This window comes from Pseudomonas zeae (assembly GCF_014268485.2).
Taxonomy (GTDB): Bacteria; Pseudomonadota; Gammaproteobacteria; order Pseudomonadales; family Pseudomonadaceae; genus Aquipseudomonas; species Aquipseudomonas neuropathica.
This window is the reverse complement of sequence record NZ_CP077090.1, coordinates 1,315,086-1,338,986: the sequence shown is the minus strand read 5'-3', so window position 1 is coordinate 1,338,986 and position 23,901 is coordinate 1,315,086. Positions and strand designations below refer to the sequence as shown.

Sequence of the window (23,901 nt, the reverse complement as noted above, 5' to 3'; positions counted from 1 at the left end):
AAGCTCCTCATTTGGCGTCTTTGCTAACGGTATTGAGCAGGAATTTACCGATAAGGTCTTCCAGTACCAGTGACGACTGCGTGTCGTGGATGGTTCCACCATCCTTCAGCGGCTTGTCTTCTCCGCCAACGCTGATACCGATGTACTTCTCGCCCAGCAGACCAGCGGTCAGGATAGACGCTGTGGAGTCGGTCGGAAGATTGTCGACCTTTTTATCCACTTGCAGGGTGACCCGACCGGTGAAGCTGTCGCGATCCAGATCGATTGCCGTGACCTTGCCGATGGTTACACCGGCCATGGTCACTTTGGCTCTGACCGTCAAACCGGCGATATTGTCAAAGTAGGCATAAAGTTTATAGGTGTCGGTGGTCGACGTCGGAGACAGACCACTGACCCGCAAAGCAAGCAGCAACAAAGCCAGGATCCCTGCCAGCAGGAACAGGCCGACACCGATTTCCAGGGTGCGGTTTTGCATCAGAAATCTCCAAACATCAAAGCGGTCAGAATAAAGTCCAGGCCGAGCACTGCCAGCGAGGCAAACACCACGGTCTTGGTGGTAGCACGACTGATGCCCTCGGAAGTGGGCTCACAGTCATAGCCTTGGAATACGGCAATCCAGGTCACTACAAAGGCGAAAACAATACTTTTGATCACGCCATTGAGCACGTCACTGGTGAAATTCACGCTGTTCTGCATGTTCGCCCAATAAGAGCCTTCATACACACCCAGCCAGTCGACAGCCACCCACGAGCCACCCCAGATGCCTACCACGCTGAAAATCATCGCCAGCACTGGCAGGGAAATGAAGCCGGCCCACAGGCGCGGAGCAATGATGTACTTGAGCGGATCGACACCGATCATTTCCAAGCTGGACAGCTGTTCGGTGGACTTCATGTTGCCGATCTCGGCGGTCAGTGCCGAACCGGCACGACCAGCGAACAACAGCGCCGTCACCACCGGGCCGAGTTCACGCAGCAGGGTCAGCGCAACCATCTGCCCCACCGCCTGCTCCGAACCGTAACTCGACAGAATGCTGAAGCCCTGCAGCGCCAGCACCATGCCGATGAAAATACCCGAAACGACGATGATCACCAGCGACATCACGCCGACCGAGTGCAGCTGTTTGACCAGCAGGCCGAAGCCACCGCTGATGCCACCGCGACCCAACAACGCGTGAAACAGAAACAGCGTCGCACGACCGAACACCGCGACGGCATCGATCGCCGCCTCGCCGAACCGGCGTACGCGTTCTATTAATGAAATTCTGCGCATCAGCGCTTCCCCAGAAGATCTGCGCGGTAATCCGTCGCTGGAAAATGGTACGGCACCGGGCCATCGGGATCGCCGGTCATGAACTGACGGATACGCGGCTCGTCCGAGTTCATCAACTCGTCCGGCGTACCCTGCCCCAGCACCTGACCATCACCGACGACATAGATGTAGTCGGCAATGCTCGCGGTTTCGGCCAGATCGTGGGACACCACGATACTGGTGATCCCCAGTGCATCGTTGAGCAGGCGGATCAGGCGGACCAGCACGCCCATGGCGATAGGGTCCTGCCCGACGAACGGCTCGTCGTACATGAGAATCTGCGGATCGAGCGCAATCGCTCGCGCCAGTGCGACGCGGCGCTTCATGCCACCGGACAGTTCGTCCGGCATCAACTCGATGGCACCGCGCAGACCGACCGCCTGCAATTTGAGCAGGACGATGTCGCGGATCATTTCTTCCGGCAAATCGGTATGAACACGCAGGGGGAAAGCCACGTTCTCGAAAACATCGAGATCGGTGAACAGTGCGCCGCTTTGAAACAGCACACCCATGTGCTTTCGCGCATCGAACAGATCGCTGCGCGAAAGCGCAGGCAGGTTCTGGCCGTTGACCCAGACTTCGCCGCTGGCAGGGCGCAGTTGTGCCCCCATCAATCGCAGCAGCGTGGTCTTGCCACACCCGGAAGGTCCCATGATGCCGGTGACCTTGCCGCGCGGGATGCGAATATCGACGTTATTGAAAATGCTGCGCGCACCGCGCTTGAAGGAGACTCCCTTCAGCTCGACCGCGTAGGCGTTATCGGCACTCATCTAAACTCCTTGCGATGCAGCCTCTCACTCGGACGCCTGTCTTTACTTAAAAAGTACGTACATCCCGGGCAGGCCGAACTGGCGGCGAACTATATCACTGCAAAGGCTACGCGCCCAAGGCTTGTACCAGCCTGTGTTCGGCGATATGACAGGTGCGCGGGCTCTTTTCCCGGGTTTTGGTAACGAGTAATGACAAAGCACGACGAACTTGCGTGAGGCTTTGCAACATAACCGCTATAATCGCCGCCTTTTCATCGGGCTATACGATTTCTGACATGAGCCAATCCAGCGACCTGATTCAATCGGCACAACGCACCATCCAACTCGAAGTGGAAGCCGTACAAGGCTTGTTGCCCCATATCGACGCCGATTTCGTACGCGCTTGCGAGATGATTCTGGCCAGTAAAGGCCGTGTAGTCGTGGTTGGCATGGGCAAGTCCGGGCACATCGGCAACAAGATTGCCGCCACCCTGGCCAGCACCGGCACCCCGGCCTTTTTTGTCCATCCGGCCGAAGCCAGTCATGGCGACATGGGCATGATCACTCGTGAGGATGTGATTCTGGCCCTGTCGAACTCCGGCTCGACCAATGAAATCGTAACCCTGCTGCCGTTGATCAAACGTCTGGGCATCCAGTTGATCAGCGTCACCGGCAACCCGCAATCGCCGCTGGCCAAGGCTGCCGAGGTCAATCTCAATGTTCATGTCGAGCATGAAGCCTGCCCGCTGAACCTTGCGCCGACCTCGTCGACGACCGCAGCACTGGTCATGGGCGATGCGCTGGCCGTGGCACTGCTGGAGGCACGCGGCTTCACCGCCGAAGATTTCGCTTTCTCGCACCCGGGTGGCGCCCTCGGCCGTCGCCTGCTGCTGAAAGTGGAAAACGTCATGCACGCCGGACAAGAGTTGCCGCAAGTCCAACGCGGCACGCTGCTCAAGGACGCACTGATGGAAATGACCCGTAAAGGTCTGGGCATGACCGTCATCCTTGAAACCGACGGTAAACTCGCCGGGATCTTCACCGACGGCGACTTGCGCCGCACGCTGGATCGCAGCATCGACATCCGCAGCGCCACCATCGACCAGGTAATGACGGCCCACGGCAAGACTGCCCGCCCGGAAATGCTGGCCGCCGAAGCCCTGAAAATCATGGAAGATCACCGAATCAACGCATTGGTAGTCGTAGACGAGGAAGATCGCCCGGTCGGCGCCTTCAACCTCTCCGATCTGCTACGCGCAGGAGTCATGTAATGAGCAACGATCTGCTGCAACGCGGCAAAGCGATCAAACTGGCGGTTTTCGACGTCGACGGCGTCCTCACCGACGGGCGCCTGTACTTCCTTGAAGACGGCAGCGAATTCAAGACCTTCAACACCCTCGATGGCCAAGGTATCAAAATGCTGATGAACGCCGGCGTGCAGACCGCTATCATCAGCGGTCGCAAGACACCCGTCGTTGAACGTCGAGCGAAAAACCTGGGGATTCCCCACCTGTTTCAGGGCCGAGAAGACAAACTGGTCGTGCTCGACGGCCTGCTTGCGCAACTGGGCCTAAGCTATGAAGAAGTCGCCTACCTCGGTGACGATCTGCCCGACCTGCCGGTGATTCGCCGGGTAGGCTTGGGCATGGCCGTGGCCAACGCTGCCGATTTCGTCCGCGAACACGCCCATGGCGTTACCCGCGCCCGTGGTGGCGAAGGTGCCGCTCGCGAATTCTGCGAATTGATCCTGCGCGCCCAGGGCCGCCTCGATGCGGCCAACGCCGCGTACCTGTGAGCCAAACCATGTTCAGCAAAAAATTTCGTAACTTCCTGCTGTTCGGCTGCATCGCTGCGATTTTCGCAGCGGTCGGCTATTGGAATATCAGCCCGGAACGCTTTCTCGACAAACCACCGGTCACCTCGGTTGAAACGCCTATCGACTGGTATGCAACCAACACGCATACCCTGCAATACCTGCCGGATGGCAAGGTGCAGTATGAGATGACGTCCGAAAAAGCCGAGCACGTGAAGGCAACCGACGTCACGCTCGTGACCAAACCCGACCTGAACATGTATCGCGGAACAGAATTTCCGTGGCACGTGACCAGTGAGCGCGGTGAAGTGAACTCAGGCGGCACCGAAGTCGAACTGATCGACTCGGTACGCGTTGCGCGCACCGATGAAAAGAAGCGTGACATCCTGATCACGTCCACTCGCATGACCGTGTTCCCGCAGCAGGAATATGCGCAGACCGAGCAACCCGTTAGAATCGACGGCGCTGGCGGTGTATCGACTGGCGTTGGAATGAAAGCGTACCTGAAGGAAAGCAGGATACACCTGCTATCGAACGTAAGAGGACAGTATGAGGCTCGTTAAAACCCTCCCTATTTTGCTCAGTCTGGGCGCAGCACTGGGAAGCGTGAGCGCCTGGGCTCTGCCGAACGATCAGCAGCAACCTATCCGCATTCAGGCCGACGACGCCCAACTGGACGACAAGAACGGCATCGCCACCTATAAAGGTGATGTGATCATCACCCAAGGTTCGATGATCGTTAAAGGCAACACCGTCACTATGACTCGCGCGCCGAATGGAGATATCGACGTGGTGACCTCCGTGGGCAACCTGGCTTATTTCGAGCAGTTGCAAACCCAGGGCGACACCAAACCGGTTCAAGGCTACGGCGTGACGATTCAATATCATGCCCAGCAAAACCGCGTCGTGCTGATCGACAAGGCCAAGGTCGTCGACAAAGACGGCAACGTCACTCAGGGCGAGAAAATCGTCTACGACACCGTGAAGAAACTGGCCAGCGCTGGTCGCGCTACCGGCAGCAAGGTCACCGAGGCGCGTCCACGCATCGACATGGTGATCCAGCCGAAGAAGAAAACCGACGAGAAACCCCAGTAATGGCAACTCTGAAAGCTCAGCACCTGGCCAAGGCCTATAAAAGCCGCCAGGTCGTGCGTGACGTCAGCCTGTCGATCGACAGCGGCCAGATCGTCGGCCTGCTCGGCCCGAACGGCGCTGGCAAGACTACGTGCTTCTACATGATCGTCGGCCTGGTACAGGCCGATCAGGGTCGCGTGCTGATCGACGATCTGGACGTCAGCCACCAGCCGATGCACGGTCGCGCCAAGGCCGGTATCGGCTATCTGCCGCAAGAAGCGTCGATCTTCCGCAAACTGTCGGTGGCCGACAACATCATGGCCATCCTCGAGACCCGTCAGGAGCTCGACAAGGCCGGCCGTCGCAAGGAGCTGGAAAGCCTGCTGCAGGAATTCCACATCAGCCACATCCGCGACAACCTTGGCATGAGCCTGTCCGGTGGTGAACGTCGCCGGGTGGAAATCGCTCGCGCGCTGGCAACGGCACCGAAATTCATCCTGCTCGACGAACCGTTCGCCGGTGTCGATCCGATCTCGGTCGGCGACATCAAGCAGATCATCCACCACCTCAAGGCCAAGGGCATCGGTGTATTGATCACCGACCACAACGTCCGTGAGACGCTGGACATCTGCGAAACCGCTTACATCGTCAACGATGGTCAACTGATCGCCGAAGGCGATGCAGAAACCATCCTGGCCAACGATCTGGTCAAGGAAGTGTATCTGGGCCACGAGTTCCGCTTGTAAGCGTAACAGTGCCCGGTGCGCCGCCCGGGCGCTGTATCGATTCAAGCAGGAATTAATACGCTTTAATTGTTACAGCGCTCTAGGCAAACACTTCAGTTTCAGGCATATAATTTGCTTAAGTTTGGCGCTTCGGCGCCCTGTAGTGGATGGCGCATAGCGCCGGCGAATAAGGTGTTAAGCCCCTGCCATGAAACCATCGCTAGTCTTGAGAATGGGCCAGCAGCTGACGATGACACCGCAGCTGCAACAGGCCATCCGCCTGCTCCAATTGTCGACCCTGGATCTGCAACAGGAAATCCAGGAGGCTCTGGAATCCAATCCGATGCTCGAACGCCAGGAAGAAGGCGACGACTTCGACAATTCCGACCCCATGGCCGACAACGCCGAACAGAAGCCCAACACCGAGATCCAGGAACCCTCGTATCAGGAAACCGCGCCGACGGTGGACAACCTGGAGGAAGGTGACTGGAGCGAGCGTATCCCCAACGAACTGCCGGTCGATACCGCCTGGGAAGACGTCTATCAGACCAGCGCCAGCAGCCTGCCCAGCAGCGATGACGACGAATGGGACTTCACCACCCGCACGTCCGCCGGCGAGAGCCTGCAAAGCCACCTGTTGTGGCAACTGAACCTGGCACCGATGTCCGACACCGATCGCCTGATCGCCGTGACCCTGATCGATTGCATCAACAATCAGGGCTACCTGGACGAAACCCTCGAAGAAATCCTCGAGGCGTTCGATCCGGAACTCGACATCGAACTCGATGAAATCGAAGCCGTCCTGCACCGCATTCAGCAATTCGAACCTGCTGGTATCGGCGCGCGCAACCTTAGTGAATGCCTGCTACTGCAATTGCGTCAGCTACCCGCCAAGACGCCTTGGCTGGCTGAAGCGAAACGTTTGGTCAGCGATTATATCGACCTGCTCGGCAGCCGCGATTACAGCCAGTTGATGCGCCGCATGAAGCTCAAGGAAGACGAGCTGCGCCAGGTCATCGAACTGGTACAAAGCCTCAATCCGCGCCCTGGCTCGCAAATCGAATCCACTGAAGCCGAATACGTTGTCCCTGACGTCATCGTGCGCAAGGATAACGAGCGCTGGCTGGTCGAGCTGAATCAGGAATCGGTGCCGCGTCTGCGCGTCAACGCCCAGTACGCCGGTTTCGTCCGCCGTGCCGACACCAGCGCCGACAACACCTTCATGCGCAATCAGTTGCAGGAAGCCCGCTGGTTCATCAAGAGCCTGCAGAGCCGCAACGAAACCCTGATGAAAGTAGCCACCCAGATCGTCGAGCATCAGCGCGGTTTTCTGGAGTACGGCGACGAGGCCATGAAGCCGTTGGTCCTGCACGACATCGCTGAAGCGGTCGGCATGCACGAATCGACCATTTCCCGGGTGACAACGCAGAAATTCATGCATACCCCGCGCGGTATTTATGAACTGAAATACTTTTTCTCCAGCCACGTCAGCACCTCCGAAGGCGGCGAATGCTCGTCCACGGCGATCCGCGCGATCATCAAAAAACTGGTTGCCGCGGAAAATCAGAAAAAGCCGTTGAGTGACAGCAAGATCGCTGGTTTACTGGAGGCACAAGGCATTCAGGTGGCTCGCCGCACCGTCGCCAAGTACCGCGAATCCCTCGGGATCGCGCCTTCGAGCGAACGCAAGCGGTTGATGTAAGCCACGTTACAGCGTTCCAGTGGCAGGCTATCCAGCCTGCCGCTTTATGCACTGGCAACGAAGGAGAAGCTGTATGCAAGTCAACATCAGTGGACACCAACTGGAAGTGACCCAACCTCTGCGTTCCTACATTGAGGAAAAACTCCAACGACTGGAGCGCCATTTCGACAAGATCACCAACGTGCAAGTCACGATGTGCGTCGAAAAGCTGAAGCAGAAAATCGAAGCCACCTTGCATATACCCGGCAGCGAAGTGGTCGCCAACGCGGAACATACCGATATGTACGCGGCGATCGACGCCTTGACCGACAAGCTGGATAAACAACTCAAAAAGCATAAGGAAAAGACCCAGAGCCTGCTCCAGGGCGCTACCGGTCGATAACCCCCCACCCCATGATCCGACTTGAAAGTATCCTGACCCCCGGCCGTTCCCTCGTGAACGTGCCGGGCGGCAGTAAAAAGAAAGCCCTCGAACAAATTGCCAACCTGATCGCCCGCGAAGTGCCGGATCTGGAGATGCAAGATGTCTTCGAGGCGTTGATTGCCCGTGAAAAACTCGGTTCCACCGGTTTTGGTAACGGCATCGCCATTCCCCATTGCCGCCTCAAGGGTTGCACTGCACCGATCAGTGCGCTGATGCACCTTGATGCTCCGATTGATTTCGACGCCATTGACGGCGCACCGGTTGACCTGCTGTTTGTTTTGCTGGTCCCGGAGGCTGCCACCGATGCGCACCTGGAGCTGCTGCGCCAGATCGCCAGCATGCTCGATCGCAAGGAAGTGCGTGAAAAACTGCGCAGCGCTCCAAGCAATGAAGCGTTGTATCAGGTTGTCCTGGACGAGCAGAACGGGCACTAATCATGCGCTTGATCATCGTCAGTGGCCGTTCCGGCTCGGGTAAAAGTACGGCTCTGGATGTCCTTGAGGACAACGGCTATTACTGCATCGACAACCTACCCGCAGGCTTGCTGCCGGAACTGGCCGAACGCGCGCTGATTCACACGGAACTGGCGCAGCCGCTGGTAGCCGTGTCCATCGATGCGCGCAACCTGCCGAGCCACCTGACACGCTTTCCCGAACTGCTTGAAGATGTCCGGGCCAAACACATCCAGTGCGACGTCCTGTATCTGGATGCCGACGAAGAAACCCTGCTCAAGCGTTTCTCCGAAACCCGCCGTCGTCACCCGCTGAGCAACGCCAACCGCTCACTGGCCGAGGCGATCCAGGATGAAACCGCCCTGCTCGGCCCGATTGCCGACCTCGCGGACCTGAAGATCAACACCACCAATCTGAACCTGTACCAGTTGCGCGACTCCATCAAGCTGCGTCTGCTGAACCAGCCGGAGCCGGGGACCGCATTTCTGGTCGAGTCCTTCGGCTTCAAGCGCGGCATGCCGGTGGATGCGGACCTGGTGTTCGATGTGCGCTGCCTGCCCAATCCGTACTGGAAGCCGGAACTGCGCGCGCAATCGGGTCTCGATGCGCCGGTGGCTGAATACCTGGCGGCACAGCCGGAGGTCGAAGAAATGTTTCAGGACATCTTCACCTACCTGCACAAGTGGCTGCCACGCTTCGCCGCGAGCAACCGCGCTTACGTCACCATTGCCATTGGCTGCACCGGCGGGCATCACCGCTCCGTCTACCTGACCGAACGTCTGGGTCAGGCCCTGCAGAAAACCCTGAAGAACGTCCAGGTTCGCCACCGCGACCTCACTTAAAGGATTCACACCGCGATGCCTGCTCTGGAAATCGAAATCATCAACAAGCTGGGCCTGCATGCCCGCGCATCGGCCAAGTTTGTTGGAGTGGCCGGGCAGTATCCGGATTGCACGATCAGAGTGGGTCGTACACCAGAGACCACGGTTGATGGCAAAAGCATCATGGCGATGATGATGCTAGCGGCTGGCAAGGGCACCAAGATCTATCTGAGCACCGAAGGTGAAAAGGATCAGGAAGCGCTGGATGCACTGGTGGCGTTGATCAACAACTACTTCGACGAAGGCGGCTGACAGCCAAAGTCAAAACATCGCAGCCTGCTGCAGCGCCTGCATTGGAATACGTTCCCTGCAGGAACTGCCGCAGGCTGCGGTCTTTTGCTCTGCTTCAACCCAACGCCGTATCCATCACCATCATCAGACAAAACCCGATCAACAGGCCAAGACTGGCCAGTTTGTCATGACCATTGCGTCGCGACTCGGGAATCACTTCATGGGTCACCACAAGCAACATCGCCCCCGCCGCCAGAGCTAGTCCTAATGGCAACAGCACCTGCGCAAGACTGACCAGCCACGCACATAACAACGCAAACACCGGTTCGACCAGACCTGACGCCGCGCCGATCAGAAACGCCCTGACCCGCGACATCCCCGCCCCGGCCAACACCAGCGCAATCACCAGACCTTCCGGGACATCCTGCAAAGCGATACCCATGGCCAGGCTGTCCGCATCCGGCATGCCGCCGCCAGCAGAAACGCCGACGGCCATGCCTTCAGGGATGTTATGGGCAATGATGGCGAACACGAACAGCCAGATCCGTGGTGGAATCACCGGATGCTCGACGGTGCCGACGAGCATTTCCGGGGACGCGCCGGAAACCTTGCGATCGACCAGATACAGCCCGAACGCACCCAGCATGATGCCGAAGCAGATCAGGCCGCTGGCCCCCCACGGTGTCAGTCCGAGGCTTTCGGCGGCAGCAATGCCCGGCACGATCAGCGAAAACGCCGTCGCCGCGAGCATCACCCCGGCACCAAAACCCAGCAAGGTATCACTGAGTGTCTGCGGCATCCGCCGGATCACCAGCACTGGCACAGCCCCGAGCGCCGTGCCGAGGGCGCAGATCGCGCCGCCCTGCAACGCGCGCAACAGCCTCGGCTCAAGATTCAGCCATTCCAGTCCGTGGGCGACCAGCAAAGTCATGCCCGCCAACAGCAACAGCGATCCCACTGCGTAACGAAACATACGCCCACTTCCGATCGCCAGCGTTTCAGTGCCCATAGTCAGCCTTGGATTGTTTTTATAGAAGACTTAAACCAGCGCAGCCTGATAACGCGCAGCGACTTCAGGCCAATTGATCACGTTATAAAAGGCGTTGATGTATTCCGGCCGACGGTTCTGATACCGCAGGTAGTAGGCGTGCTCCCAGACATCGAGACCGAGAATCGGCGTGTTGCCGTTCATCAAGGGGCTGTCCTGGTTGCCGCTGCTTTCCACCAGCAGTTTTTTCTCCGGGGTCACGCTCAGCCAGGCCCAGCCACTGCCGAAACGGGTCAGTGCGGCTTTGGTGAAGGCTTCCTTGAAACTGTCGAGGCCGCCCAATTGTTCATCGATGGCTTTGGCCAACGCGCCGTCCGGTTTGCCGCCGCCGCTTGGCACCATGACTTCCCAGAACAGCGAGTGATTGGCGTGACCGCCGCCCTGATTGATCACTGCCGCACGGAGTTTTTCCGGCAGATCCTTGACGCTGGCGACCAGTTTTTCTACCGGCCATTCGGCGTATTCAGTGCCTTCTACGGCGGCGTTGAGGTTGTTGATGTAGGTCTGGTGATGCTTGGTGTAGTGAATCTCCATAGTCTGCGCATCGATGTGCGGTTCGAGCGCGTCGTAGGCGTAAGGCAAGGCAGGCAAGGTAAAAGCCATTTCAATGGACTCCATGGTGATGGGGGGCCGGCGCGCAGCGCGCATTGCCGGTATCCGGATGCAGCAGGCGTTGGGTGCGCGGGTATTCACCGTGCTCGCTGATGAAATTCAACAGCTCGACGTAAGTCTTGCTGCTCTGGCGCAGCGCCGCTTCACGCAAGGCCAGGCGCTGACGTTCGTCCTGCATGGTCTGCAACAAGCGTTGATGGATGGCGCAGAGGTATTCGGCGCTCTCCTCCGGCTGATTCAGGCGCAAGTGCAGATCGGCCAGGTTGTGGTGGGAGATGACGCAAGCCGCCACCGCTTCGTCGGCATCCGCCCAGCGTTCGAACAACACTTGCGCCAGGGCCAGGGCTTGCAGGTAAGCCTCACGGGCGTCGATCAGTTCGCCGAGCATGAAGCAGCGATTGGCCCGTTCGATCGTGCGTTTCCAGTGCTCCATGGTGAGCCTCCAAAGCGGTTGCGGGGTTTACACGCCGCCGGCGGTGAGTTTCTCGGGGTTGAGCAACTCTTCCAGTTGGCTGCGCGACAGGTCGGTGTGTTCCAGGGCGACGTCGATTACCGCACGGCCTTCCTTGTAGGCCTGCTTGGCGATTTCGGCGGCTTTCTGGTAACCGATGATCGGGTTGAGCGCGGTCACCAGAATCGGGTTGCGCGACAACGCTTCTTTAAGGCGCGACTCGTTCACCTTGAAGCTGGCGATGGCTTTGTCGCCGAGCAAGCGGCTGGAATTGGCCAGCAGCTCGATGCTGCTCAGCAGGTTCTGCGCGATGATCGGCAGCATCACGTTCAGTTCGAAATTGCCCGACTGACCGGCAATGGTGATCACCGAGTCGTTGCCGATCACTTGTGCGGCGACCATGGCGGTGGCTTCCGGGATCACCGGATTGACTTTGCCCGGCATGATCGACGAGCCCGGTTGCAGGGCTTCGAGTTCGATTTCACCGAGGCCGGCAAGCGGGCCTGAGTTCATCCAGCGCAGGTCGTTGGCGATTTTCATCAGCGACACCGCAGTGGCCTTGAGCTGGCCGGAGACGGCGACGGCGGTGTCCTGCGAGCCGATCAGCGCGAACAGATCCTTGCCCGGGGTGAATTCCACGTCGGTCAATTGACTCAACTGGCGGCTGAAACGTGCGGCGAATTCAGGATGCGCGTTGATCCCGGTGCCGACCGCCGTGCCACCCTGCGCCAGGGATTGCAGGCTTGGCAGCAAATCCTGCAGATGACTGATGTTGGCCTTGAGCTGCTGCGCCCAACCGTTCAGTACCTGGCTCATGCGCACCGGCATCGCGTCCATCAAATGCGTGCGGCCGGTTTTGACGTGGCGATGTACGTGCGTGGCTTTGTGCTCGATCACTTGCACCAGGTGCAGCAGCGCCGGCAGCAGTTGTTCGTGCAGGGCCAGCGCAGCACTGACGTGAATGGTGGTCGGGATGATGTCGTTGCTGCTCTGCCCGCAGTTGACGTGATCGTTGGCGTTGACCGGCTCGCCGAGCAGACGGCTGGCCAGGGTGGCGATCACTTCGTTGGCGTTCATGTTGGAACTGGTGCCGGAACCGGTCTGGAAGATGTCCACCGGGAAATGCGGCATGAAGTCGCCTTCGAGCAAGCCTTGCGCGGCATCGCTGATGGCTTTGCCCTGGGCGGCGCTGATCTGGTTGAGTTCAACGTTGGCGCGGGCGGCGGCGGCTTTGGCGAGGATCAGCGCGCGGATGAATTGCGGCGGCATCGGTTTGCCGCTAATCGGGAAGTTATCCACCGCGCGCTGGGTTTGCGCGCCGTAGAGAGCGTCCACCGGCACCTGCAGTTCGCCCATGCTGTCGCGCTCAATACGTGTCTTGGTCATCTGAAAATCCTTGCACCAGTTCAATAAGAGGAATCGAGGGCAGCAGTTCGCAGGTGGCGAGCTGCCAGGTATAGCGTTGCCAACGTTGGAGCCGGCATTTGCACAGGGACAGGCGCTCCATTTCACGCAGCGGACGCCAGGCTTGATCGAGACAGAAGCTGCGCCAGTGCCACGGCAAGGCGATATCGGTGGCCGTGTCGAGCAGCAGACGGAAGGAAGTTTCAGCGATGGTCCAGGGAGAAGTCGCCGTACAACAGGCCAGATACCGGCCCTCGGCCAGATAGTGTTCGATCAGGCGCGGTTCGTCGGGATCCATCGCGCAACGGATCTGGCGACTCATCCAGCGCCAGCTTTCGAGGTACGGCTGCTCGTGCAAGGCAGAACTCATGATCCGGGGCTCATCCGATAATGAGATTTATTATTAGATGATAATGAGAACCAAAACAAGAGCAGCCTTTGTGGGAGCGAGCTTGCTCGCGAAGGCGTCGTGCCGATCACCACTGCGGTCGGCCGTGAAATCGCTTTCGCGAGCAGGCTCGCTCCCACATTGGTTTTGTATGGAGCCAATAAAAAAGGCGCGCCACCCGATGAGGTGGCGCGCCTTTTGTGTCTGACGGCCGGGGTTTAGCTGCCCGCGACAGTCATCCGCTCGATCAACACCGAACCGGTGCGAATGTTGCTGCGCAGCTCCAGATCATTACCGACCGCGACGATCTGCTTGAACATGTCGCGCATGTTGCCGGCGATGGTCACCTCCTGCACGGCGAACTGGATTTCGCCATTCTCGACCCAGAAACCCGCCGCCCCGCGCGAATAGTCGCCGGTGACCATGTTCAAGCCATGGCCCATCAATTCGGTGACCAGCAAGCCACGGCCCATGCGCTTCAACAGTGCAGCCTGGTCTTCATCGCCATGGGTGACGAACAGGTTGTGTACGCCGCCTGCGTTGGCCGTGCTCGGCATACCGAGTTTACGTCCGGAGTACGTGCCGAGGATGTACGACACCAACTCGCCCTTTTCGACGAACGGTTTGGCATACGTCGCCAGACCATCACCGTCGTAGGAAGCACTGCCCATCGCGCGCATCAGGTGCGGACGCTCATCGATGGTCAGCCATTCCGGGAACAGCTTTTGCCCCAGAGTGCCTTCAAGGAAGGACGACTTGCGATACAGGCTGCCGCCGGACACCGCCGAGAGGAAACTGCCAAACAGACCACCCGCCAGTTCTGCGGAAAACAGCACCGGCACTTCGCAAGTCGGCACCGGACGTGCGCCCAGACGGCTCGCCGCCCGTTGCGCAGCACGCTGGCCGATGCTTACCGGATCCGCGAGCAAAGTGCCCTGACGGTTTACGTCATACCAGTAATCGCGCTGCATCTGGCCATCGGCCTCGGCAATCATCACGCAACTCAGGCTGTGCCGCGTCGATGCGTAGCCACCAATGAAACCGTGGCTGTTGCCGTACACGCGGCAGCCCTGATGAGTGCTAAGGGTAGTGCCGTCGGCGTTCTTGATCCGCGCATCGGCGTCGAATGCCGCCGCTTCACAGAGCAAGGCCTTCTCGATGGCCTGCTCCGGGGTGATGTCCCACTCGTGGAACAGGTCGAAATCGTGTTGTTCCTTGGCCATCAACGCCGCATCGGCCAGGCCCGAGGCCTCGTCTTCGGAGGTGTGCTTAGCAATGGCCAGTGCCGCCGCGACGGTCTCGCGAATCGCATCCGGACCGGTCGCCGACGTGCTGGCCGAGCCTTTGCGCTGGCCCACATACAGGGTGATGCCAAAGCCCTGATCGCGGTTGAATTCGACCGTTTCGACTTCGCGCTGGCGCACCGACGTCGACAGTCCCTGCTCCAGCGACACCGCGACTTCGCAGGCACTGGCGCCCTGACGCTTGGCTTCGGCGATGATCTGCTCGACTTGTTCCTGCAGTGCCGGCAATGCCTGCGGGCCGACGCTTTGAACTGCACTCATGCTCATCTCCACTCAAATTCTGCTTTCGGCTGGGGTCATCGAGCGACCGGGCCGGACAAGCGGCCCCCGACTGGTTATCATGGCGGCGTTTCTTTGCGGACTGCCACCATGGTTGATTCTTACGACGACTCCCTCGATACGGGAGAAAAAAGCAAATCTCAGGTCAAACGCGAGCTGCATGCTCTGGTTGACCTCGGCGAGCGCCTGACAACACTCAAGCCAGACTTGATCGCAAAACTGCCGCTGACCGACGCTATGCGCCGGGCGTTGGCCGATGCGCCCAAGCACACCGCGAACATCGCGCGTAAACGGCACTTGCAGTTCATCGGCAAACTGATGCGCGATCAGGACACTGACGCGATTCTCACGCTGCTCGATCAACTCGATGCCTCGACTCGTCAGTACAACGAGCGTTTCCATAACCTCGAACGCTGGCGTGATCGCCTGATCGCGGGCGACGATGCCGTGCTGGAGAAATTCGTCGTCGAGTACCCGGACGCCGATCGCCAGCAACTGCGTTCCCTGATCCGTCAGGCTCAGCACGAGGTTGCGCAAAACAAACCTCCTGCTTCCAGCCGCAAAATCTTCAAGTACATCCGTGAGCTGGACGAGACTCAACGCGGTCTGCGTTGATATTCGCCACCGGGTGGTCGCCCTGCGCGCCACCCGAAGCTCCACCTCCTCTTATGCGCCCGTGCCACCCACGGTGATCGCATCGATTTTCAGCGTCGGCTGACCGACACCTACCGGCACCGATTGCCCATCCTTGCCGCACGTGCCCACACCGCTGTCCAGCGCCAGATCGTTACCGACCATCGACACCCGGCTCATCGCCTCGGGGCCGTTGCCGATCAACGTCGCGCCTTTGACCGGCGCAGTGATCTTGCCGTCTTCGATCAGGTACGCCTCGCTGGTGGAGAACACGAACTTGCCGCTGGTGATATCGACCTGACCGCCGCCGAGGTTGGCGCAGTAGATGCCCTTCTTCACCGACGCGATGATTTCTGCCGGATCGCTTTCGCCACCGAGCATGTAAGTGTTGGTCATGCGTGGCATCGGCAGATGCGCGTAGGATTCACGACGACCATTACCGGTGCGGGCCACGCCCATCAACCGCGCGTTGAGCTTGTCTTGCATATAGCCCTTGAGTACGCCGTTTTCGATCAGCGTGGTGCACTCTGTTGGCGTGCCTTCGTCGTCGACGCTCAGCGAACCGCGACGGCCGCTCAAGGTGCCGTCATCGACGATAGTGCAAAGTTTCGAGGCAACCATTTCGCCCATGCGGCCGCTGTAGGCCGAACTGCCCTTGCGGTTGAAGTCGCCTTCGAGACCGTGGCCGACGGCTTCGTGCAACAGCACACCGGACCAGCCCGAACCCAACACCACCGGCAACGTACCGGCCGGTGCAGGAATCGCTTCCAGATTTACCAGCGCCTGACGCAGCGCTTCACGGGCGTAGCCCATGGCGCGGTCTTCGGCGAGGAAATAACGGTAGTCGGTACGCCCACCGCCGCCATGCCCGCCACGCTCGCGACGGCCATTCTGTTCGACGATCACACTGACGTTGAAACGCACCAGTGGACGCACATCGGCGGCCAGACCACCGTCGGTGGACGCCACCAGAATCCGCTCCCACACACCCGCCATGCTGACGCTGACCTGCTGGATACGCGGGTCAAGTGCGCGGGTGGCGACATCGATGCGCTTGAGCAGCTCGACTTTCTCGGCGCGGCTCAACACTTCCAGCGGGTTATCCGGCGCGTATAACTGTGCAACATCTTGAGTGGTAAACGCCTGGACTGTGCCGTTCTGCCCGGCCCGGGAGATCGAACGCGCGGCACGGGCCGCTGCGCCGAGGGCTTCGAGGGTGATCGCGTTGCTGTAGGCAAAACCGGTTTTCTCACCGGACTGCGCGCGGACGCCGACACCCTGATCAAGGTTGAAGCTGCCTTCCTTGACGATGCCGTCTTCCAGCGCCCAGGATTCGGAAATCTGGCCTTGGAAATACAGGTCGGCGGCGTCGATGCCGGGGCCGGCCAGGTCGCCGAGCACGCCTTGCAGGCTCTCGATCGTCACGCCGCCGGGCGCCAACAGGTGATCACTGACTGAGGACAACAACTCGCTCATAGGTTTACGCCTTAAATTCGTGTTCTGAGGCAGGCCGCTGTGCGCCCTGCGAGAAAAACCGCCGATGACGCGTCACCGGCATTCGCGCCCTGATGGACGCTTGTTCATTGCTATCGCGCTCGGCCAACAACACCGCTTCGCCTTGATCCTGACTCGCCAGCACCCGGCCCCACGGGTCGATGATTGCCGCATGGCCGAACGTTTCTCGCGGTCCCGGATGGGTTCCGCCTTGTGCTGCGGCAAGCACATAACACTGTGTCTCGATGGCGCGAGCGCGAATCAGCACATCCCAATGCGCTGCGCCGGTCACCGCAGTAAAGGCTGACGGTGCGGTAATCAACTCGGCACCGGCGGCACGTAATTCGCTGTACAGCTCGGGAAAGCGCAAGTCGTAACACACGGTCAGACCGACTCGCCCCACGGGCGTATCGGCAACGACAACGCCACTGCCATAAGCATAGTCATCGGATTCGCGATAACGGCCGCGATTGTCCGCCACATCCACATCGAACAGATGCAACTTGTCATAGCGGGCAACGATTTCGCCATGCTCATTGACCAGCAGCGAGCAGGCGTTGGCTTTGGCCGTCGGCTGATCCACTGGAGGCAACGGCAAGGTGCCGGCAACTATCCATAACTTGAGGTCGCGGGCGGTCTGTTTCAACCACGGCAGGATCGGCCCTTCGCCCAATGCTTCGGCGCGGCCGATATCAGCGATGTCGCGACGGCCCATGGCGGCGAAGTTTTCCGGCAGCACCGCCAGCTTCGCGCCACCGGCCGCTGCCTGTTCGAGCAGGCGCCGGGCCTGAGCCAGATTGGCCAGCACATCGCTCTGGCTGACCATTTGAATCACCGCTAAAGACATGGCGAACTCCGCAAGAGATATGCGGCCATGCTACTCCATCGGTTCAGGGGCTGGCTGTTCAAAAAGGCTTGTCGAAGGTGATTTTCGGCTCTTTCCATGGGCCTTTGACGGTGTATTTCACACTGGCAAAGCGCGCCACGCGGTCACCGATCAGCTTGTCGATCAGGAACAACGCGCCGCCGACCGCCGGTGCGCCGACGATCAGCGCCGCAATCGGCAGGTTGTTGGTCACCGGCAAGGTCACCAGCAACTTGGCGTCCACCTGATCACCGACCAGATCCAGCGTACCGTCCAGCTCAATGTTGCTCGAAGGACCGGTCAGGCGAATCGGTTCACGGGTGACATACACACCGTTATTTGCCACCAACAGGCCTTTGACCCGGTCGTAGCTCAAGCCTTTGCCGAACAGATCGGAGAAGTCCAGACGCAGACGCCGGCCGATGGAGTTGAAGTTAAGCAGGCCAAACACTCGCAACGCCTGCGCGCCGCCCTCCACTTCAACAAACTGACCTTTGTTCAACGACGCATCAAGGGTGCCGGAGAAGCGCTTGGTCGCCAGCCAGGCCGGCGAGCCCGGCCAACGGCCATCGACGTCCATATGAAATTCTTCGCTGGTCACGCTCGGCGCAAAGCCCCAACCCTTGAGGACATCGGCGAGATTCTTGCCGCCAATCCGGCCCTTGAACCAGCTATTGGTCGCCCCCGGCGCACCTTCCCAGCCGCCATTGCCCTGCAACAAGATGCCTTTGAGGCCCATGTCGAGGTTGTTCAGGGCGATGCCTTTCGCGGTCGGTCGTACTTTGAGCGACCAGCCGCCGACCAGATCCGGCCCGAGAAACAGTTGATTGATCGTGATATCCAGCGCCGGAATCTTCGTCGGATCCACCGAAACCAAAGGGTCTGGCGAATTCTCGTCAGCCTGCACCGTCGGGTCTGGTGCTGGCAGTTTCACGTATTGCAGATTGACCGCAATCGGCACGCCCTTGGCGTCCGGCAGGCTCGCCGAGCCCTTGGCCTGCTGGCTATCGAGAGCCAGATTCCATGCGCCTGGTTTGCGATTGACCTGCACCGATGCCTGATCCAGCGTGGTCCCGAGTGCCGTGAGCTTGCCGACTTTGAAATCAGCACTGTTGAGCAATTGCTTGGCGCTGCCGCCCGGATCCTGCCCGGCATATTTGTTCACCAGATCCTGCCACGGCGCGACGTCCAGTTCCGAGAGCACCCCGCGAACCCGCAAGCCTTTGGCGCCCGGCAGCACCGCTTCGCCGGCACCGAGGAACAATTCGCCACGGCCCTCGGCAAAATTGCTCGGCGGTGCTGCGAAGGTAAAATTGGCCAGTTGGTCGTAGTTGACCCAATAACGCCGCTCCTGCCCCTGCAAAGTCATGCGGAACACGGTATCGCGTCCGACATCTGCCGCCATACCGAACGGTGCCGGCAGATCCACCGCCACACCCTTCATGCTGGAACTGACCATCAACTGGCTGTCGGAGCCGTCCAGATTCAATTGCAACTGATAAGGAATGGTCCCGGAAACCGGCAATGGTTGCGTCACGCCCAGCCAGTCGGTGAGTTTCTTCACTTCGACCTGACCGGATGCGGCAACCCGGGTCTTGAGCTTGCCGGGGCTGCCATCAGCGAAGATCTGCGCGGTCACCGGTTTGTCGAACGCCCGCGCGGCGATGTTCTGCCCGCTGAGTCCTTTGGCGCTGTCGAAGCGGAAATCTCCCTTGAGTTGGGTCAGCTCCAGCTTCGGCTCGGCGAGTTTCAGGCGCGCATTGGCGGTTTTGAAGTCGACCAGAATCTTCGGCAGGTCGCCGCCCTTGTCCAGCGGGATGTCCAGTTTGAGCTTGCCTTGCAGATCACCCGTCCCTTCCCATCCGGCAAAGGTCTCACCGGTGCCGATCGGCGCTTCCTGAAGAATCTTCAAGCCATCCCCCAACCCACCGGCAAAGGCGCCATCGAGGAACATATGCGTATGTTGTCCGGCCGGCACATGGGGAATATTGACGAAGACATCGCTGACTTGAGTGTCAAGCAACTGGCCCTTGTCGGCCACGATCCGCACACCACTGTCTTCGATGAACACGTCGCCACTGACCTTGCTCACGTGCGGCCAGCCCGGCTGGAACGCCAGTTCAGCGTCGTGCACTTTGAAGAACAGACTGATGCTGCGATCGGCCTCCCCGGCATTTTTGCTCAGCGAACCCTGATACTGGAAGAAGCCCTGATCGACTGCACCTTTGAGGATGGCCGTACGCAGCCACTCGTCGAGCGCCGGGCTGAGCACTTGAGGCAGGTACTTGGCCGTGTAGCGACCGTCGCCATCGACCAGACCGACCCGCAGGTCCATGTAGTCTTCCTGGCTATGGTCGAAATGCAGGCGTATCAGGAAATCGCCGGCAATCTTGCCTTCCTCGCCAAGCACCTTCAGGTACGGAGCGATCAGGGTGAAGCCGTCTTTGTCGAGCTTCCAGGTCAGCCGCGCATTGGCCTGAATGTACTGCCATGGCTTGGCGAAAATCGGGTCGAGGTGCAGGACAAAATCCTTGCTGTCCATGCGCAACTCGCCACCGTCCAGGTTACCGCTGAGGCTACCACTGACGTTTCGTGCTGCCGGAGCGCCGTGATAGGCATCGAAACCAACATTGTCCAGATTGCTGGCGAAACTGAATTTGTTGCCATCGGTGGCATTGGGGCGAAAATCCAGCAACACGTTACGCAGGCCACCGGTGACTTTCAGATGGTCAACGGCCGTGGCGAAACCTTGCGGCAACGGCCCCAACGCATTGAGCAACGGGGTGATCGGAGTCAGATCGAGACGATCCGCCTGCAAGTGCCAGAGCTCGTCCACCTTGTCGGTCGCGCGCGTCTGCTTCAGTTGGACATGAGACTCCCAACGGTTTTCGCCAAAACTCATCGCCAGTGAATCAAGGGTAATGGTCGCACCCTCATCACTGTTCTCGTAGTAGGCGTTAAGCGCCAGATTATTGATCTGGATCGGCTTGCGATCGGCATAGGCGCCGGTCAGTTGCGGAGCATTCAAGCGTAACGCGGCACTCTGCAGCGTGCCCTTGGCCCAATTGACCCAAAGTTCGCCGCCGGCTTTGATTTCGGAAAAATTCCACTGCTGGGTCAGACGTTCTGGCAGCCACTTCGACCAGTCGCTTTGCGGCAGGCTGGCATAACCGTCCACCACACTGTCCTGCCATTGCTCCGGGCGAATCCGCGTGCGCAGGCTCAGTGCAACGGGCTGGCCATCCGGCAAGGTCAAACGCGCATCGAGCCGTTGACGGCTGGCGCCGGTTTTCAGATTGAGGCCGACATAGGTGAGAGTCAGCGGCGCATGATCCAGCGGTTGCAGGGTCACCTGACTGTCGAGCACCGACAGTTGCTGAATCATTTGCGAGCGATTGAACAGTTGCTGCGGGTCGAGCGGCTGATCGTTCTGCACCGGCAGACCTTCCAGCGCCCAACTGCCGTCCTCGGCCTCCTTGAGGCTGATTTTCAGGCCGTTGAGTTCAAGATGGGCAATGCGCACTTCGCGCGCCAACAGGCTGGCCCAAAGATCCGGTACCGCGCGCACTCGATCCAGACGCAACGCATTGGCGCCAGCGCCGACCATCACATCATGGGCCAGCAGGATCGGCGCAAAACCGCTCCAGTTGCCTTCAAGTTCGCCGATCTGCAACGGCATGCCAAGGGCGGCACTCGCCTTGTCTTCGATGTCGGCGCGATATTCGGCCACCAGCGGGGTCAGCTCACGACCGAGACTGACGTACAACGCCATCAACACCAGAACCAACGCGCACAGGCCCAGCCCCCAGCGGGTGAGTGTGGCCAGAATGCGTGTCAGACGCTCCATGTCAGTTGGCTCCCATGGCAAAAATACTGCGAAAAGCTGAGGCCAGCCGCGGTGGAAAAAAAGTGACGCAGGGGATCAGAGCAGCACCACGTCATATTGTTCCTGGGAATACATGGTTTCCACCTGGAAGCGTATGGTGCGACCGATAAACCCTTCAAGCTCGGCGACGTTACCGGATTCTTCGTCAAGCAAGCGATCCACCACTTTCTGGTTAGCCAACACCCGATAACCCTCGGCCTGATAGGCGCGGGCTTCACGGAGGATCTCGCGGAAGATCTCGTAACAGATGGTTTCCGCAGTCTTCAACTTGCCGCGCCCCTGGCAACTGCTGCACGGTTCACACAGCACTTGCTCGAGACTTTCGCGGGTACGCTTGCGGGTCATCTGCACCAGGCCCAACTCGGTGATGCCGATGATGTTGGTCTTGGCGTGATCACGCTCCAGCTGTTTTTCCAGGGTGCGCAACACTTGGCGTTGATGCTCTTCATCTTCCATGTCGATGAAGTCGATGATGATGATCCCGCCCAGATTGCGCAGGCGCATTTGCCGGGCGATCGCGGTAGCCGCTTCGAGATTGGTCTTGAAGATGGTTTCTTCGAGGTTGCGATGGCCGACGAAAGCTCCGGTGTTCACATCGATGGTGGTCATGGCTTCCGCCGGATCCACCACCAGATAGCCACCGGATTTCAGCGGCACCTTGCGTTCGAGGGCTTTCTGGATTTCGTCTTCGACGCCATAGAGGTCGAAAATCGGTCGCTCACCCGGGTAGTGTTCCAGACGATCGGCGATTTCCGGCATCAGTTCGGCGACGAATTGTGTGGTTTTCTGGAAGGTTTCCCGGGAATCGATGCGAATCTTCTCGATCTTCGGGTTGACCAGGTCACGCAGCGTACGCAGCGCCAGACCGAGGTCCTCGTAAATCACGCTAGGCGCGGAGATGGTTTTGATCTGTTCGTTGATCTGGTCCCACAGGCGCCGCAGGTAACGGATGTCCATGAGGATTTCATCGGCGCCAGCGCCTTCGGCGGCGGTGCGCAGAATGAAACCACCGGCCTCCTTGATGCCTTCTTTGGCCACGCAATCGCTGACCACCTGCTTGAGGCGTTCGCGCTCGGCTTCGTCTTCGATCTTCAACGAGATGCCGACGTGGGCGGTGCGCGGCATGTAGACCAGATAACGCGAAGGTATCGACAGTTGCGTGGTCAAGCGCGCGCCTTTGGAACCGATCGGGTCCTTGGTGACTTGCACCACCAGGCTTTGGCCTTCGTGCACCAGCGCGCTGATACTTTCGACCGCAGGACCTTCACGTAGAGAAATTTCGGCGGCGTGAATGAATGCCGCGCGGTCCAGGCCGATGTCGACAAACGCTGCCTGCATACCCGGCAGCACGCGGACGATCTTGCCTTTATAGATGTTGCCGACAATCCCGCGCTTTTGTGTGCGCTCAACGTGGACTTCTTGCAGCACACCGTTTTCGACCACCGCCACGCGCGACTCCATCGGCGTGATGTTGATCAGAATCTCTTCACTCATGGCAGGATCTCGTTCAGGCGTGTTCACGATAATGGCCGCATCTGGATTCGTACGACGCTTATTGCGCGTTCAGGTTTTGCCAACAGGGTATGCCGAAATGGCCTAACAGTTCTGCGGTTTCGCAAATCGGCAACCCGACCACCGCCGAGTAACTGCCATTGAGGCCCGCGACAAACACCGCGCCGAGCCCCTGAATGCCATAACCACCGGCCTTGTCCCGTGGCTCGCCACTGGCCCAGTAAGCGGCCGCTTCCTCAATGCTGATCGCGCGAAACCGCACCAGACTGCGCACCACCCGCGACTCGCAGCGCTCGTCTTCAAGCACGGCGATGGCGGTCAGCACTTCATGCTCCTTGCCGGACAACATCATCAGCATGGCGCATGCATCGGCTTCGTCCACCGGTTTGCCCAGAATTTTGCCGTCCAGCACCACGGCAGTGTCAGCACCCAGCACGCAGAATGGCTGAGTGGACACGACCGTGCGGCGTCCGGCCTCGGCTTTGCCGCGCGCCAAGCGTTCGACATAGGCCGAGGGCAACTCTTCGGGTGATGGGGTTTCGTCGATATCCGCACTGATGGCGGAGAACGGAACGCCGATCTGCGTGAGCAATTCACGGCGACGCGGCGATCCGGAGGCGAGGTAAAGCGGCTTCATCAAAACATCTCCCTGTTCAGTGCCCT

25 protein-coding genes are annotated in these 23,901 nt (G+C 59.5%); 11 read left to right on the top strand and 14 right to left on the bottom strand.

The window, feature by feature from the left end:
• Window positions 1-7 precede the first annotated feature (7 nt).
• Genes mlaD through HU754_RS05770 form a run of 3 tightly spaced genes read right to left on the bottom strand, consistent with a single transcriptional unit; the run spans window position 8 to window position 2,081 of the window.
• Window positions 8-475 (bottom strand): outer membrane lipid asymmetry maintenance protein MlaD, encoded by a 468-nt coding sequence (gene mlaD, locus HU754_RS05780; protein WP_007912400.1) that lies wholly within the window; start codon window positions 473-475, stop codon window positions 8-10.
• The gene (gene mlaE / locus HU754_RS05775; protein WP_003221704.1) at window positions 475-1,272 is read right to left on the bottom strand and encodes a lipid asymmetry maintenance ABC transporter permease subunit MlaE; all 798 of its coding nucleotides are present in this window, start codon (window positions 1,270-1,272) and stop codon (window positions 475-477) included. The genes mlaD and mlaE overlap by 1 nt, the downstream gene beginning before the upstream one ends.
• A complete protein-coding gene (locus HU754_RS05770) occupies window positions 1,272-2,081 on the bottom strand; it encodes an ATP-binding cassette domain-containing protein (protein WP_007912403.1) in 810 nt (269 codons plus the stop codon). The genes mlaE and HU754_RS05770 overlap by 1 nt, the downstream gene beginning before the upstream one ends.
• Before the next feature lie 275 nt (window positions 2,082-2,356).
• Here HU754_RS05770 and HU754_RS05765 point away from each other — a divergent pair, with 275 nt between their 5' ends.
• From HU754_RS05765 to HU754_RS05720, 10 genes are all read left to right on the top strand, one after another.
• On the top strand, window positions 2,357-3,331 hold the full coding sequence (locus HU754_RS05765) for a KpsF/GutQ family sugar-phosphate isomerase (RefSeq protein WP_186624823.1): 975 nt from the start codon (window positions 2,357-2,359) through the stop codon (window positions 3,329-3,331).
• Window positions 3,331-3,855: a KdsC family phosphatase gene (locus HU754_RS05760; protein ID WP_095049755.1), complete on the top strand. Its 525-nt coding sequence runs from the start codon at window positions 3,331-3,333 to the stop codon at window positions 3,853-3,855. Before HU754_RS05765 ends, HU754_RS05760 begins: the two co-directional genes overlap by 1 nt.
• A gap of 8 nt (window positions 3,856-3,863) precedes the next feature.
• Window positions 3,864-4,436 (top strand): LPS export ABC transporter periplasmic protein LptC, encoded by a 573-nt coding sequence (gene lptC / locus HU754_RS05755; protein WP_038357537.1) that lies wholly within the window; start codon window positions 3,864-3,866, stop codon window positions 4,434-4,436.
• Window positions 4,423-4,968: a lipopolysaccharide transport periplasmic protein LptA gene (lptA, locus tag HU754_RS05750; protein ID WP_150650087.1), complete on the top strand. Its 546-nt coding sequence runs from the start codon at window positions 4,423-4,425 to the stop codon at window positions 4,966-4,968. Before lptC ends, lptA begins: the two co-directional genes overlap by 14 nt.
• Window positions 4,968-5,693 (top strand): LPS export ABC transporter ATP-binding protein, encoded by a 726-nt coding sequence (gene lptB, locus HU754_RS05745; RefSeq protein ID WP_008085069.1) that lies wholly within the window; start codon window positions 4,968-4,970, stop codon window positions 5,691-5,693. Before lptA ends, lptB begins: the two co-directional genes overlap by 1 nt.
• A 187-nt stretch (window positions 5,694-5,880) precedes the next feature.
• Window positions 5,881-7,374 (top strand): RNA polymerase factor sigma-54, encoded by a 1,494-nt coding sequence (locus HU754_RS05740; protein ID WP_186624822.1) that lies wholly within the window; start codon window positions 5,881-5,883, stop codon window positions 7,372-7,374.
• A gap of 73 nt (window positions 7,375-7,447) precedes the next feature.
• Window positions 7,448-7,756: a ribosome hibernation-promoting factor, HPF/YfiA family gene (gene hpf, locus HU754_RS05735; protein ID WP_008085073.1), complete on the top strand. Its 309-nt coding sequence runs from the start codon at window positions 7,448-7,450 to the stop codon at window positions 7,754-7,756.
• An 11-nt stretch (window positions 7,757-7,767) separates the two neighbouring features.
• The gene (gene ptsN / locus HU754_RS05730; protein ID WP_186624821.1) at window positions 7,768-8,232 is read left to right on the top strand and encodes a PTS IIA-like nitrogen regulatory protein PtsN; all 465 of its coding nucleotides are present in this window, start codon (window positions 7,768-7,770) and stop codon (window positions 8,230-8,232) included.
• A gap of 2 nt (window positions 8,233-8,234) precedes the next feature.
• The gene (gene rapZ, locus HU754_RS05725; protein WP_038357533.1) at window positions 8,235-9,092 is read left to right on the top strand and encodes an RNase adapter RapZ; all 858 of its coding nucleotides are present in this window, start codon (window positions 8,235-8,237) and stop codon (window positions 9,090-9,092) included.
• A 15-nt stretch (window positions 9,093-9,107) separates the two neighbouring features.
• Window positions 9,108-9,383, top strand: coding sequence for an HPr family phosphocarrier protein (locus tag HU754_RS05720; RefSeq protein WP_186624820.1), 276 nt, complete (start codon window positions 9,108-9,110; stop codon window positions 9,381-9,383).
• A gap of 94 nt (window positions 9,384-9,477) precedes the next feature.
• Here HU754_RS05720 and HU754_RS05715 read toward each other — a convergent pair whose 3' ends face one another.
• The 6 genes from HU754_RS05715 to pmbA all read right to left on the bottom strand — a co-directional run bounded on the left by HU754_RS05715 (window position 9,478) and on the right by pmbA (window position 14,830).
• Window positions 9,478-10,371 (bottom strand): ZIP family metal transporter, encoded by an 894-nt coding sequence (locus HU754_RS05715; RefSeq protein ID WP_186624819.1) that lies wholly within the window; start codon window positions 10,369-10,371, stop codon window positions 9,478-9,480.
• 30 nt (window positions 10,372-10,401) lie between these two features.
• Window positions 10,402-11,013 (bottom strand): superoxide dismutase, encoded by a 612-nt coding sequence (locus HU754_RS05710; RefSeq protein ID WP_116254665.1) that lies wholly within the window; start codon window positions 11,011-11,013, stop codon window positions 10,402-10,404.
• A 1-nt stretch (window position 11,014) separates the two neighbouring features.
• The gene (locus HU754_RS05705; protein ID WP_186624818.1) at window positions 11,015-11,455 is read right to left on the bottom strand and encodes a DUF2753 family protein; all 441 of its coding nucleotides are present in this window, start codon (window positions 11,453-11,455) and stop codon (window positions 11,015-11,017) included.
• Window positions 11,456-11,482: 27 nt separating this feature from the next.
• Window positions 11,483-12,859, bottom strand: coding sequence for a class II fumarate hydratase (locus tag HU754_RS05700; protein WP_186624817.1), 1,377 nt, complete (start codon window positions 12,857-12,859; stop codon window positions 11,483-11,485).
• Window positions 12,840-13,247 (bottom strand): FagA protein, encoded by a 408-nt coding sequence (locus tag HU754_RS05695; RefSeq protein ID WP_095049750.1) that lies wholly within the window; start codon window positions 13,245-13,247, stop codon window positions 12,840-12,842. The genes HU754_RS05700 and HU754_RS05695 overlap by 20 nt, the downstream gene beginning before the upstream one ends.
• 236 nt (window positions 13,248-13,483) lie before the next feature.
• Window positions 13,484-14,830, bottom strand: a complete 1,347-nt coding sequence (pmbA, locus tag HU754_RS05690; RefSeq protein ID WP_093435945.1) for a metalloprotease PmbA — start codon at window positions 14,828-14,830, stop codon at window positions 13,484-13,486.
• A 108-nt stretch (window positions 14,831-14,938) separates the two neighbouring features.
• Here pmbA and yjgA point away from each other — a divergent pair, with 108 nt between their 5' ends.
• Window positions 14,939-15,463, top strand: a complete 525-nt coding sequence (gene yjgA / locus HU754_RS05685) for a ribosome biogenesis factor YjgA (protein WP_007915377.1) — start codon at window positions 14,939-14,941, stop codon at window positions 15,461-15,463.
• A gap of 51 nt (window positions 15,464-15,514) precedes the next feature.
• Here the strand turns inward: yjgA and tldD are convergent, their stop codons facing one another.
• The 5 genes from tldD to HU754_RS05660 all read right to left on the bottom strand — a co-directional run bounded on the left by tldD (window position 15,515) and on the right by HU754_RS05660 (window position 23,875).
• Window positions 15,515-16,957, bottom strand: coding sequence for a metalloprotease TldD (gene tldD / locus HU754_RS05680; RefSeq protein ID WP_034154473.1), 1,443 nt, complete (start codon window positions 16,955-16,957; stop codon window positions 15,515-15,517).
• 4 nt (window positions 16,958-16,961) lie between these two features.
• Window positions 16,962-17,822: a carbon-nitrogen hydrolase family protein gene (locus HU754_RS05675; RefSeq protein ID WP_099758001.1), complete on the bottom strand. Its 861-nt coding sequence runs from the start codon at window positions 17,820-17,822 to the stop codon at window positions 16,962-16,964.
• Between the two features lie 58 nt (window positions 17,823-17,880).
• Entirely contained in the window at window positions 17,881-21,687 is a 3,807-nt protein-coding gene (locus HU754_RS05670; protein ID WP_186624816.1) for a YhdP family protein, read from the bottom strand.
• Between the two features lie 75 nt (window positions 21,688-21,762).
• Window positions 21,763-23,220 (bottom strand): ribonuclease G, encoded by a 1,458-nt coding sequence (gene rng, locus HU754_RS05665; RefSeq protein ID WP_034154470.1) that lies wholly within the window; start codon window positions 23,218-23,220, stop codon window positions 21,763-21,765.
• 58 nt (window positions 23,221-23,278) lie between these two features.
• The gene (locus HU754_RS05660; RefSeq protein ID WP_186624815.1) at window positions 23,279-23,875 is read right to left on the bottom strand and encodes a Maf family protein; all 597 of its coding nucleotides are present in this window, start codon (window positions 23,873-23,875) and stop codon (window positions 23,279-23,281) included.
• Window positions 23,876-23,901: the final 26 nt, after the last annotated feature.